Genomic DNA, 12,631 nt, shown 5'->3' with positions numbered 1-12,631 from the left:
ACCCCCGTACGGCATCGCCTCCCGTCCCTGCCCACGCCCGTACGGCGTCCGCTCCGGCGTTCGGTCGTCAGCGCGGGATCAGCTGGCCGCGGCGGCTGAGGAGGAACTTCTTGAACGCGGCCACCGGGACGGAGTCCGGCTGGCCCTCCAGCCAGGCGACGCCGATCTCCCGCACCGCCCTCGGCGCGGTCACCGTCAGCTCGCTCACCCCGCGCCGCGGCGCCGTCGGCGGGGGCAGCAGCGCCACCCCCAGCCCCGCGGCCACCAGGCCGCGCAGCGTCTCCGCCTCCTCCCCCTCGAACGCGACCCTGGGTTTGAACCCGGCCTCCTCGCAGAGCGCGTCGGTGATCCTGCGCAGGCCGTAGCCCGGCTCCAGGGTGACGAAGGTTTCCTCCGCCGCCTCGGCCAGCCTGATCCGCTTGCGGCCGGCCAGCGGGTGGTCCTCCGGCACCACCAGCCGCAGCCGCTGCTCGTCGAGCCGGCGGGTGACGAGGTCGGGCGCGTCCGGCACCGGCGAGGTCAGACAGAGGTCGAGCTCGCCGGCGCGCAGCCGCTCGATCATCGCCTCGCCGTAGTTCTGCACGAGCTGGAACCGCACCCGGGGGTGGTCCGCGCGGAAGGCGCGGATCAGCCCGGGTACGGTCTCGGAGCCCAGGGTGTGCAGAAAGCCGAACGCGACCTTGCCGGAGGCCGGGTCGGCGTCGGCGGTGACGGCCTCGGCCGCGCGCTCCACCTCCGCGAGGGCCCGCTCCACGGAGCCGAGGAAGGCGCGCCCGGCGGGGGTGAGCGAGACCGTCCGGCCGCGGCGGGCGAACAGGTCGACCCCCAGGTCCTGCTCCAGCCGGACCATGGCCCGGCTGAGCGTCGACTGCGGCACGCCCAGCTCCCGCGCGGCGCGGGTGACGTGTTCGTGGCGCGCCACCCCGGCGAACTGCGCGAGCCGCGGGGCCAGCAGTGCCGGCCACGACCCGGGGTCGAGATCGGCTGTCGCAGCCTTGTCTTCTTTGTAACGACTCCTTGACACGTACGGCTCTGAGCTGCGGTTATGCGCCATGGGAACGATTATGACGAGTCCATGCATTGGACGCATCAGCCGAGAGCTCCGTACGGTCGTGTCATGCCCTCCGTTGATACCGGGGCGTCCGTCGTCGTGACGGGCGCCTCTGCCACGCAGTTCCCCGTTTCCGACTCCGTTCACGACGACAAGCTGCGGCCCGGCGGTCCCGGCTACCGCCGGATGAATCTCGCCCTCTTCGCGGCGGGTGTGGCGACCTTCGCCCTGCTGTACTCCACCCAGGCCCTGCTGCCCGCCATCTCCGCCGGTCTCGGCGTGACGCCCGGTCAGGCGAGCTGGACCGTGTCCGCGGCGACCGGCGCGCTGGCCCTGGCCGTGGTGCCGCTGAGCGCGCTCTCCGAGCGCCTCGGGCGCCGGACGATGATGACCGCCTCGCTCACCGTGGCCGCGCTGGTCTCGCTGCTGGTGCCGCTCGCCCCGGACCTGGGGTGGCTGGTGGGCCTGCGGGCCGTGCAGGGTGTGGCGCTGGCCGGGCTGCCGGCGTCGGCGATGGCGTACCTCGCGGAGGAGGTCCGGCCCAAGGCGCTGATCGGCGCGATCGGGCTCTTCGTGGCCGGCAACAGCCTGGGCGGGATGTCCGGGCGCATCCTCAGCGGCTGGGTCTCGCAGGTGTGGGGCTGGCGCGCGGGGCTGGCCGCCGTGGGCGCGCTCGCGGTGGTCTGCGCGGTGGCGTTCCGGCTGCTGCTGCCGAGGGCGCGGCACTTCACGCCGTCGGCGGTGGGGCCGCGGGCGCTCGCCCGCACGGTCCGCGGCCATCTCGCGGACCCGCTGCTGCGCCGGCTGTACGCGATCGGCGCGCTGTTCATGACCGTCTTCGGCGCCGTCTACACGGTCATCGGCTACCGGCTCGTCGAAGAACCGTTCAACCTGCCGCAGGGCGTGGTGGGCTCGATCTTCCTGATCTATCTGGTGGGCACGGTCTCCTCGGCGGCGGCCGGCCGGCTGGTGGGCCGCCTCGGGCGGCGCGGGGCGCTCTACACGGCGGTGGGCACCACCGCGGCGGGGCTGCTCTTCAGCCTCTCGCACTCCCTGGTCCCGGTGCTGGCCGGGCTGGTGCTGATCACCGCGGGCTTCTTCGCGGGCCACGCGGTCGCCTCCTCGGCGGTGAGCCGGGCCGCGACGACGGGCCGCGCCCAGGCGTCCGCGCTCTACCAGACCGCGTACTACCTCGGCTCCTCCGTCGGCGGCACGCTCGGCGCGATCGTCTTCCACGCCGGCGGCTGGTCCGCGACGGTGCTCCTCGGCCTGCTGGCCGTGACGGGCGCGCTGCTGATCACCCTCTACGCCACCCACCGCGCCCGCGCGACCCACCCCACCCCGTCCCGCGCCCGCGCGTGACCTTCGGCCTCAGCCGACGGGGAACGAGCTGGTGTCGAGGGTGACGTCGAACGGCTCCGGCAGGTGGATCTCCTCGCCGAACGCCACGGACCGCAGGACGCGGTAGACGTCGTCCTTGGGCTCGCCGTAGAGCGTGACCGTGGGGCCGCCGGGCGCCCAGGCGTCGATGAGCAGATAGAGGGGGACCCCGGCGCGCGCGTAGCCCGCCGCCTTGCTGATCCGGTCGTGGTTCGCGTTGGACTTCGAGGTCACCTCGACGATCAGTTCGGCGGCCGGCAGCGGAACGTGGCTGCCGGAGTCCCGCAGCCCGGCTTCCGATGGGCGCGTCCACCTGCTCCCAGAGGCGGACGAGGTCGTCCCACCCGTGCTTGGTGGGCGATCGGTGGTCGACGGGGCGTGCGCTCATGCCGGTCTCCTCGGTGCGTGCGGGAGTGATGACAACACGCCGAACGGGACCGGTGGAGGTCCACCGGTCCCGTTCACTCGTACGAGGAAAACGCTGATCAGGCGATACGTTCCAGCACGATCGGGGCCGGGGTGAAGGCCGTGCCCGCGGGGGCGACGTCGATCGCGTCGGTCAGCGCCTCGAGGGCGTAGGGGAACTTCTCCGGGGTGTCCGTGTGGAGGGTCATCAGCGGCTGGCCCGCCGTGACCGTCGTGCCCGGCTTGGCGTGGAGCTCCACGCCCGCGCCCGCCTGCACCGGGTCCTCCTTGCGGGCGCGGCCCGCGCCGAGCCGCCAGGCCGCGACGCCGACGGCGTACGCGTCGAGGCGGGTGATCACGCCGCTCGCGGCGGCCGTCACCACGTGCCGCTCGCGCGCCACCGGGAGCGGCGCGTCCGGGTCGCCGCCCTGGGCGGCGATCATGCGCCGCCAGTGGTCCATCGCCGTGCCGTCCCGCAGCGCGCGCTCCGGGTCGGCGTCCGGCAGGCCGGCCGCGGCCAGCATCTCCCGGGCCAGGGCGACGGTGAGCTCGACGACGTCGGCCGGGCCGCCGCCGGCGAGGACCTCCACCGACTCGCGGACCTCCAGGGCGTTGCCCGCGGTGAGGCCCAGCGGGGTGGACATGTCGGTGAGCAGGGCCACGGTCTTCACGCCGTGGTCGGTGCCGAGGCCGACCATCGTCGAGGCCAGCTCCCGGGCGTCGTCGATGTTCTTCATGAAGGCGCCGGAGCCGACCTTCACATCGAGGACCAGCGAGCCGGTGCCCTCCGCGATCTTCTTGGACATGATCGAGGAGGCGATCAGCGGAATGGCCTCGACCGTGCCGGTCACATCGCGCAGCGCGTACAGCTTCTTGTCGGCCGGGGCGAGCCCGTCGCCCGCCGCGCAGATCACCGCGCCGACGTCGCGCAGCACGGCCATCATCTCGTCGTTGGAGAGCAGGGCCCGCCAGCCGGGGATGGACTCCAGCTTGTCCAGCGTGCCGCCGGTGTGGCCGAGGCCGCGGCCGGAGAGCTGCGGCACGGCCGCGCCACAGGCGGCGACCAGCGGCGCCAGCGGCAGGGTGATCTTGTCCCCGACGCCGCCGGTGGAGTGCTTGTCGGCGGTGGGCCGGGAGAGCGACGAGAAGTCCATCCGCTCACCGCTGGCGATCATCGCCGCGGTCCAGCGGGCGATCTCCGCCCGGTCCATGCCGTTGAGCAGGATCGCCATGGCGAGCGCGGACATCTGCTCGTGGGCGACCTCGCCCCGGGTGTAGGCGTCGATGATCCAGTCGATCTGGTCATCGCTCAGCCGACCGCGGTCACGCTTGGTACGGATGACGGAAATAGCGTCCATGGGATGGTTTTCGCCTTTCTCGGCGTTCGTCGTCGAACGCCGGCGGATTCGTCAGCGGTGGCCGTCAGCGGTCGAGATCGGCGGGGCCGAACGCGTCCGGCAGCAACTCGCTCAGCGGCCGTATGCCGCTCGCGGTGTCGACGAGCAGCTCGGGGCCGCCGTGCTCCCACAGCAGCTGGCGGCAGCGCCCGCACGGCATCAGCACCGCGCCGTGGCGGTCCACGCAGGTGAAGGCGGTGAGCCGGCCGCCGCCGGTGGCGACGAGCTCGGAGATCAGCCCGCACTCCGCGCAGAGCGCGACACCGTAGGCGGCGTTCTCGACATTGCAGCCGGAAACGGTGCGGCCGTCGTCCACGTAGGCCGCCGCGCCGACCGGGAAGCCGGAGTACGGGGCATAGGCCCGGGACATCGCGTCCCGGGCCCGCCCGCGCAGGTGCTCCCAGTCGTGGACCGCCCCGTCGGGGGTGGAGGTCACTTGCCCTGGCCCTTCCTGTACGGCTTGCCGACGGCCTTGGGCACTCTCAGCCGCTGGGCGAAGAGCGCCAGCACCAGCAGGGTGGTGACGTACGGCGTGGCCTCGACGAACTCGCGCGGCACCGTGTCGGTGGCGAGGTACCACACGAGCAGCAGGGCGGCCACGACACCGCTGATGATCGCCGGCTTGACCTGCCCGGACTTCAGCTTCCACAGCGCCAGGCCGACCAGCAGCACGGTCAGGAGCAGCAGCAGCGCGTGCACGGTGTCGCCACCGCCGCGCAGCTGGAGGCTGTCCATGAAGCCGAACAGGCCCGCGCCCATCGCGACGCCGCCGGGCCGCCAGTTGCCGAAGATCATCGTGGCGAGACCGATGTAACCGCGGCCACCGGTCTGGCCGTCGGTGTAGAAGTGCGTGCCGATCGCGATGAACGCGCCACCGAGGCCGGCCAGACCACCGGAGGCGATCACGGCCGCGTACTTGTAGGTGTAGACGTTCACGCCGAGGGACTCGGCGGCGACCGGGCTCTCACCGGCTGAGCGCAGCCGCAGGCCGAACGAGGAGCGCCACAGCAGGAAGGCGGTGCCCACGAAGAGCGCCACGGCGAGCAGCGTCAGCCAGGACACGTTGGTGACCAGGCCGCGCAGGATGCCGGCGGTGTCGGAGACGAGGAACCAGTCGTGGTCCTCGATGTCACCGAGCCAGCCGGAGACGCCCGGGATGGAAAACGTGGGCATGTCGGCCATGGGTGGTGACTGTTTGTCGTTGCCGCCCGCGGCCGCGGCCTCGCTGCCCTCGGCGCCGAACCACAGCTTGGCCATGTACTGGGTGACGCCCAGGGCCAGGATGTTCATGGCCACACCGGAGATGATGTGGTCGACACCGAAGGTGACGGTGGCGATGGCGTGGATGAGGCCGCCCAGCGCGCCGCCGATGACGCCGGCCAGCGCGGCCGCCCACGGCCCGTGCTGCCAGCCCATCCAGCCGGCGCAGAAGGTGCCGAGCATCATCATGCCCTCGAGGCCGATGTTGACGACGCCCGCCCGCTCGGACCAGAGGCCGGCGAGACCGGCGAGGCCGATCGGCACGGCGGCCGCGAGCGCGCCCGCGTACTGGCCGGAGGAGGTCAGGTCGTTCGCGCCGGTGACGATCCGCAGCAGCGAGAGCGCCAGCAGCGCGCCCGCCACGATCAGCAGGATCACCGGGTAGGAGAGCGTGCGCCGCTCGCCCGTGTTCTTGTTCTTGCCGCTGAGCCCCTTCGCGACCGCGGCCGTGAGGTTCGTGCTCACGCGGACACCTCCGCCTTGTCGGTCTTGCGGGCCTGGGCGGCGAGCTGCTCGCCGACCTTCCGCTGCTGGTTCTTGAGCCCGTACCGGCGCACGAGCTCGTAGGCGATGACGACGCACAGGACGATGACGCCCTGCATCACGCCGACGATCTCCTGGGCGTACCCCTCGAACTCGAGCTGGGTGCCGGTGCGCTCCAGGAAGCCCCACAGCAGCGCGCCCAGGGCCATGCCGATGGGGTGGTTGCGGCCGAGGAGGGCGATGGCGATGCCGGTGAAGCCGATGCCGGTGGGGAAGTCGGTGCCGTAGTTGTGCGAGACGTTCAGCAGCGTCGGCATGCCGACGAGGCCGGCGATGGCGCCGGAGAGCACCATGCTGGTGACCACCATGCGCTTGACGCTGACGCCGCTGGCCTGGGCCGCGGACTCGGACTGGCCGACGGTGCGCAGGTCGAAGCCGAAGCGGGTCCGGTTCAGCACGAACCAGTAGGCGACGCCGACGACCACGGCGATCACGAGGAAGCCGTAGATCGGCTTGTCCTGCGTGGGGATCTCGAAGAAGTGGGCGGACTCCGGCAGCACCGGAGTGTGGATGATGTTGCCCTCCTTCTCCGCGAGCCGGCCGTCTTGGAGGAGGTAGCCGATGATGGTCGCCGCGATGGCGTTCAGCATGATCGTGCTGATCACCTCGCTGACGCCCCGGCTGGTCTTCAGCAGACCGGCGATGCCCGCCCAGACGGCGCCGACCAGCATCGCCACGATGATGATCAGCGGGATCTGGACGATGCCGGGCAGCGTGAGCGCGCCACCGACGACGGCGGCGAAGAAGGCCGCGATGCGGTACTGGCCGTCGACGCCGATGTTGAAGAGGTTCATCCGGAAGCCGATGGCGACGGCCAGCGCGGACAGGTAGTACGGGACCGCCTTGTTGATGATCCAGACCTGGCTGTCGCTCTTGGAGCCGAAGTCGATCATCTCGGCGAAGGCCCGGAACGGGTCGTCACCGGTGGCGAGGAAGATCAGCGAGGTGATCACCAGGGCGGCCAGGATGGCCAGCACCGGGGCGGCGATCCCCAGGATCAGCCGGTCCTTGTCGAACTTCTTCATCAGGAGTCACCCCCGTCCCGCTGCTGCTCGTCCTGCTGGCCCTCGTGGTGCTCGAGGTGGCCGGTCGCGGCGCCGGTCATGGCGGAGCCCAACTCCTCCGGGGTGATCGTTGCGGGGTCGGCGTCGGCGACCAGACGGCCGCGGAACATCACCCGCAGGGTGTCGGACAGGCCGATCAGCTCGTCGAGGTCGGCGGAGATCAGCAGCACCGCCAGGCCCTCACGACGCGCCTCGCGGATCTGGTCCCAGATCTGCGCCTGCGCGCCGACGTCCACGCCCCGGGTGGGGTGCGCGGCGATCAGCAGCTTCGGCCGGTGGCTCATCTCGCGGCCGACGATCAGCTTCTGCTGGTTGCCGCCGGAGAGCGAGGCCGCGGTGACCTCGATGCCGGGGGTGCGCACGTCGTACTCGCGGACGATCCGCTCGGTGTCGGCGCGGGCGGCCTTCAGGTCGAGCAGGCCGCTCCTGCTGTTGGGCCGCTCGGTGACATGGCCGAGGATGCGGTTCTCCCAGAGGGGGGCCTCCAGCAGCAGTCCGTGCCGGTGGCGGTCCTCGGGGATGTAGCCGATGCCGTCCTCGCGGCGCTTGCGCGTCGGCAGGTGGCTGATGTCCCGGCCGTCCAGGGTGATCGCGCCGCCGTCCGGGTCGCGCATGCCCATGATGGCCTCGACCAGCTCGGCCTGGCCGTTGCCCTCCACGCCGGCGATGCCCAGGACCTCGCCCTGGTGGATGGTGAAGGAGATGCCGTCGAGCACGGCCCGCACCACGCCGTCGGAGTCGGTGGCGTTGAGGCGCAGGTTGTCGACCGTGAGCATCGGGGTGTCGGTGACGGTCGACTCCCGGGTCTCCGGCGAGGGCAGCTCGCTGCCCACCATCAGCTCGGCGAGCTGCTTGGGGGTGGTCTCGGCCGGCTCGACCGAGGCCACGGTGGTGCCCCGGCGGATGACGGTGATGTCGTCCGCGACGGAGAGCACCTCGCCCAGCTTGTGCGAGATGAAGATGACGGTGAGGCCCTCGGCCTTGAGCTCGCGCAGGTTGTCGAAGAGCGCGTCGACCTCCTGCGGCACCAGGACGGCGGTCGGCTCGTCGAGGATCAGCGTGCGGGCACCGCGGTAGAGCACCTTGAGGATCTCGACGCGCTGGCGGTCGGCCACGCCGAGGTCCTCCACGAGGACGTCGGGGCGGACGTTCAGGCCGTACGCGTCGGAGATCTCCTTGATCTTCGCGCGGGCCCTGCCGCCGATGCCGTGCAGCTTCTCGGCGCCGAGGACGACGTTCTCGAGCACGGTGAGGTTGTCGGCGAGCATGAAGTGCTGGTGCACCATGCCGATGCCGCGGGCGATCGCGTCGGCCGGGCTGTGGAAGGTGACCTGCTCGCCGTCGATGGTGATGGTGCCCTCGTCCGGCTTCTGCATGCCGTAGAGGATCTTCATCAGGGTGGACTTGCCGGCGCCGTTCTCACCGCAGAGCGCGTGGACGGTGCCACGGCGCACGGTGATGTGGATGTCGTGGTTGGCCACGACTCCGGGGAATCGTTTGGTGATCCCGTGGAGTTCCACGGCGGGGGCGGCACCGGCAGCCTGCGGGCTGGGGTCGGACGCGGGGTGTGACGCTTTGATGGCGCACTCTCCTCAGGGGAAAGGAGCGGGGGCCTGGTCGGCCGGGCAAGGACGGGGGGCCGGATCGGAGGGGCCGTCCGGCTGGGCGAGGGTGACGCTACCGCGTCAATTCCACGCTACGCGCGTAGCGTTGTGGCCGTCCGGCCCGGCCCCCTGGATGGGGGTGCTGTCCGGGTGAACGGCCGCCCTCGCGTGTGTGGCGCGGGGCGCCACGTGCCGCGGGGGCGAGGGCACCGGCCCTCACCCCCGACAGCGGTGATCGGGACTACGGGGCGTCCTTGACCTTGACCTTGCCGTCCACGATGTCCTTCTTCGCGGCGTCGATCTTGGCCTGGATGTCGTCGATGAAGCCACCGGAGGAGGAGAGGCTTACGCCGTTCTCCTTGAGGGTGTACGCGTGCGTACCCGTCAGCGGCTTGCCGTCCTTGACGCTCTTGATGAGGTCGAAGACGGCGACGTCGACGTTCTTCACCACGGAGGTGAGGATCGAGTCCTTGTACGCGGCGAGACCGGGCTGGCGGTACTGGTCGGAGTCGACGCCGATCGCCCAGGTGCCCTTCTTCTCGGAGATCGCCTCGATGGAGCCCGCACCGGACTGGCCGGCAGCGGTGTAGATCACGTCGATGTTGCGGTCGAGCATGCCCTTGGCCTTGGCCTTGGCCGCCGCCGGGTCGTTGAAGCCCTTGTCGTTGTTCGGGTACAGGTACTCCGGAACGACCTCGATGTCCTTCTTGGTCGCCTTGGCGCCCTGGATGAACCCGGCCTCGAACTTCTGGATCAGGGCGTTGTTCACACCACCGATGAAGCCGACCTTGTTGGTCTTGGACTTCAGCGCGGCCGCGACACCGGCGAGGTAGGAGCCCTCGTGCTCGGCGAAGACGATGCTGTCGACGTTCTTGCCCTCGACGACGGAGTCGACCACGGCGAAGGTGGTGTTCGGGAAGTCCTTGGAGACCTTCCCGACCGCCTTGCCGTAGGTGAAGCCGACACCGATGACCGGGTTGTAGCCCGCCTCGGCCAGCGAGGTGAGCCGCTGCTCGCGGTCGGCGTCGGTCTCGTTGTTCTTGGCCGTCATCATCTTGGACTTGACGCCCAGCTCGCGAGTGGCCTTGTCGACACCCCGCGCGGCGGACTCGTTGAACGAGTGGTCGTCACGGCCGCCGACGTCGAACGCGAGGCCGACGCCCTTGTCCTTGCCGCCGCCCTCGTTGGAGGACGAGCCGCAGGCGGTGGTGGTGAATGCGAGAGCCGCGGTGGCGATGCCCGCAGCAGCGATCTTGGTAACCCGGCGCAAGAGGGCACCCCTTCACTTGCTCGAAGCGCCCTGACCGGCGCTGGTTCGCGGCGATCGTAACGCGCGTAGATGCCAGATAAACCCCTTCTTCGAAGCCGTTATCGGATCGACGCGAACCGGAGGTGACCGGGCAACCTACGCGCGATGGCCATCCAGCAGGGCCGCGGCGGTGAAGAGCTCGACGCCCACCTCGATCGCCCCCTCGTCCACGTCGAAATCACCGCAATGCAGGTCACGGCGGGCGGTGTCCCCGATGGCGCGGACGCCCAGGCGCGCCATGGCCCCGGGGACGTGCTCCAGGTACCAGGAGAAGTCCTCGCCGCCCAGGCTCTGCTCGGTGCCCTCCACGGACTGCGGGCCGCGCCGGGTGACCATGGCGTCCCTCAGCAGCTCGGTGGCGGCCGGCTCGTTGATCACCGGCGGCACCCCGCGGACGTAGGTGATCTGCGACTTCGCCCGGTGCATGGTGGCGACCTCGTCGACCGCGGCGTGCACCAGGTCGGCGGCCTCCCGCCAGGCGGCCAGGTCCAGACAGCGGACGGTGCCGGCGAGCTCGGCGTGCTGCGGGATCACATTGGGGGCGTGCCCGGTCTCCAGCCGGCCCCAGGTGACGGAGAGCCCGGAGCGGGCGTCCACCCGGCGGGCGAGCAGCGCGGGCACCTCGGTGGCGACCTTCGCGGCGGCCGTCACCAGGTCGGTGGTCAGGTGGGGGCGTGCGGTATGGCCGCCCGCGCCGCCCAGGGTGACCTCGAGCCGGTCGCACGCGGAGGTGATCGCGCCGGTGCGCAGCCCGATGCGGCCGACGTCCACCCGGGGGTCGCAGTGCAGCGCGAGAATCCGCCCGACGCCGTCCAGCACGCCGGCCGCGATCGCCTCGGCGGCGCCGCCGGGCAGCACCTCCTCGGCCGGCTGGAAGATCAGCCGTACGGGGTACGGCAGACGGCCCAGCGCGGCGAGCTCGGCGAGGACCAGACCGGTGCCGAGTACGACGGTGGTGTGGACGTCGTGACCGCAGGCGTGCGCCCGGCCCGGGACGGTGGAGCGGTACGACACGGTCTTGGTGTCCGGGATCGGCAGCGCGTCGATGTCCGCCCGCAGCGCCAGCATCGGGCGTACGCCGTCCCAGCTCACGGGGGCGTCCGGGCCGCCCGGCAGGATGTCGCACATCAGTCCGGTGCCGAGCGGGAGCACACGGGGCCGCAGACCGGCCCGCTCCAGTCTGCCCTTGAGCGCCGCGGTGGTGCGGAACTCCTGATTGCCCAGCTCGGGGTGCATGTGCAAGTCCCGGCGGAACGCGATGAGTTCGGCGCGCAGGGCGGGCGGGAGCGCGCCGGGCAGCTCGGCCTCCGGCGGCGGTTCGGCGTTGGACTCGCGGGACATCAGTTGCTTCACCCGGTGAAGGGTACGTCGCCCGGCTCGGCAACTGCCCCTCGTTCAACTAAAGTTCAGCCCGATAGGGGATGGAAATTTCGACTCACGACGCATACCCGGTTGCTCCGCTGGGTAATCTCGTCGAATTGGGTTGTCCGGCTCCGGTAGATCAGTGCCGGGCCCTCGGGGTCTCCGGGGCCCGAGCCGCCTGCGGAGGCCGTGCCGCCTCCGGTGATCGCGGGGTCTCCGCGTCCGATGGTACGGACTCCAGCCCGTGCGCGTCGCGCGCGCTTCCGGTGACGCCCGTCAGGAAACCGTGGGCCCGGGGCGAGGCCGTGTCGGTGAGCCAGGCCGGGTCCACGTCCACGGCCACGACCTTCACACCGGTGCCGGCGAGGGCCAGCGGCAGGGTGTGCACGACGGTGGACGGGAAGCTCACGACGGTGGAGCCGATCGGGCCGCGGCGGGCGATCAGCTCCAGCGGCAGCTCCGGCCGGACGACTTCCAGGCCGGTGCGCTCGGCCAGCCGGCGCAGCTTCTCGGCGCCCTCGCGGCGGTGGGCGAAGTAGCGGGTGGCGCGGTGGGCGCGGGCGAGCGCGCGGACGGCGTCGAGGTAGCGGTCCGCGTCGACCACGCCGGTCTCGGCGAGCGAGGTGCCGACGAGGTCCGCGCCCCGGGTGACCGTGGGCGGCCCGAAGCGGGCGCGGGTCCAGGCGTAGTCGTTGACGGTGACCTCGATGCCCGCGGGTGGTTCCACGGGCATCGAGGTGAACACCTCGACGCGCCGGCCCGCGCGGGGCGCGAGCCGGCGGCGCGCGAGGGCGGCGGCCGGCGCGAAGAGGGTTTCGCGCGCGCTCCGGCCGCCCCGGCCGGAGCGGTGCCAGCGGACCAGGCGCTCGCCGCGCGCCAGCTGGGCCACGAACTCCATGGTGGCCGTGCCGTCGTCCACCACGACCAGCTCGCGCGGCCTGCTCATCGTCAGCAGCAGCTGCACATAGCGGGAGAACGGGTCGCCGACGACGATGCGGTGGGCGCGGGCGAGGAGCGGCAGCAGCGCGGTGACGGTGCGGGCGGGGGCGCGGACGCCGCCGCGGGCGTCCTCCCAGCGCACGGTCACCCCTTCGGCGCGGGCGAGGTCCGCCATGCGGCGGAGCTGCGCGCGGGTGAGGGGGTCGCGGGGCGCCAACACGACCACGCCGAGCGCTCCGCGCTCGGCGTGTGTTTTTTGGGGGTGCGCCGCTCCCCCGCCGCCGCCGAGGGGCCCCCGCCCCTGCGCGGGCACGCCC

The 12,631-nt window shown here is 71.9% G+C and carries 10 protein-coding genes and 1 pseudogene; 1 reads left to right on the top strand and 10 read right to left on the bottom strand.

All coding sequences use genetic code 11. From position 1 onward, the window contains the following. Nucleotides 1-67: 67 nt before the first annotated feature. Nucleotides 68-1,054 (bottom strand): LysR family transcriptional regulator, encoded by a 987-nt coding sequence (locus ACSNOD_RS20475; protein WP_436768438.1) that lies wholly within the window; start codon nucleotides 1,052-1,054, stop codon nucleotides 68-70. A gap of 63 nt (nucleotides 1,055-1,117) precedes the next feature. Here ACSNOD_RS20475 and ACSNOD_RS20470 point away from each other — a divergent pair, with 63 nt between their 5' ends. Continuing rightward, nucleotides 1,118-2,413 carry an MFS transporter gene (locus tag ACSNOD_RS20470; protein WP_436768437.1) on the top strand — a complete coding sequence of 432 codons (1,296 nt, stop codon included), beginning with the start codon at nucleotides 1,118-1,120 and terminating at the stop codon, nucleotides 2,411-2,413. Between the two features lie 9 nt (nucleotides 2,414-2,422). On the opposite strand, the pseudogene ACSNOD_RS20465 reads toward ACSNOD_RS20470, so the two are convergent. The 9 genes and pseudogenes from ACSNOD_RS20465 to ACSNOD_RS20425 form a co-directional block, all read right to left on the bottom strand. Then, nucleotides 2,423-2,713, bottom strand: a pseudogene (locus ACSNOD_RS20465) (Uma2 family endonuclease); the annotation flags it as partial. Between the two features lie 203 nt (nucleotides 2,714-2,916). Next, on the bottom strand, nucleotides 2,917-4,194 hold the full coding sequence (locus tag ACSNOD_RS20460; protein WP_436768436.1) for a thymidine phosphorylase: 1,278 nt from the start codon (nucleotides 4,192-4,194) through the stop codon (nucleotides 2,917-2,919). 64 nt (nucleotides 4,195-4,258) lie between these two features. Beyond that, a complete protein-coding gene (locus ACSNOD_RS20455) occupies nucleotides 4,259-4,669 on the bottom strand; it encodes a cytidine deaminase (protein ID WP_436768435.1) in 411 nt (136 codons plus the stop codon). Then, nucleotides 4,666-5,958 carry an ABC transporter permease gene (locus ACSNOD_RS20450; RefSeq protein ID WP_436768434.1) on the bottom strand — a complete coding sequence of 431 codons (1,293 nt, stop codon included), beginning with the start codon at nucleotides 5,956-5,958 and terminating at the stop codon, nucleotides 4,666-4,668. Before ACSNOD_RS20450 ends, ACSNOD_RS20455 begins: the two co-directional genes overlap by 4 nt. Beyond that, the gene (locus ACSNOD_RS20445) at nucleotides 5,955-7,061 is read right to left on the bottom strand and encodes an ABC transporter permease (RefSeq protein WP_436768433.1); all 1,107 of its coding nucleotides are present in this window, start codon (nucleotides 7,059-7,061) and stop codon (nucleotides 5,955-5,957) included. The genes ACSNOD_RS20450 and ACSNOD_RS20445 overlap by 4 nt, the downstream gene beginning before the upstream one ends. Then, entirely contained in the window at nucleotides 7,061-8,680 is a 1,620-nt protein-coding gene (locus ACSNOD_RS20440) for an ABC transporter ATP-binding protein (protein WP_436768441.1), read from the bottom strand. The genes ACSNOD_RS20445 and ACSNOD_RS20440 overlap by 1 nt, the downstream gene beginning before the upstream one ends. Nucleotides 8,681-8,945: 265 nt before the next feature. Further along, nucleotides 8,946-9,974, bottom strand: coding sequence for a BMP family lipoprotein (locus ACSNOD_RS20435; protein WP_436768432.1), 1,029 nt, complete (start codon nucleotides 9,972-9,974; stop codon nucleotides 8,946-8,948). 135 nt (nucleotides 9,975-10,109) lie between these two features. After that, nucleotides 10,110-11,354 carry an amidohydrolase gene (locus ACSNOD_RS20430; RefSeq protein WP_436768440.1) on the bottom strand — a complete coding sequence of 415 codons (1,245 nt, stop codon included), beginning with the start codon at nucleotides 11,352-11,354 and terminating at the stop codon, nucleotides 10,110-10,112. A 160-nt stretch (nucleotides 11,355-11,514) separates the two neighbouring features. Further along, nucleotides 11,515-12,627, bottom strand: a complete 1,113-nt coding sequence (locus ACSNOD_RS20425; protein ID WP_436768439.1) for a hypothetical protein — start codon at nucleotides 12,625-12,627, stop codon at nucleotides 11,515-11,517. Nucleotides 12,628-12,631: the final 4 nt, after the last annotated feature.

Source organism: Streptomyces sp. URMC 123, assembly GCF_051386515.1.
Taxonomy (GTDB): Bacteria; Actinomycetota; Actinomycetes; order Streptomycetales; family Streptomycetaceae; genus Streptomyces.
Note: the sequence above shows the minus strand (reverse complement) of the source record. Positions and strands in the feature narration are given on the sequence as shown.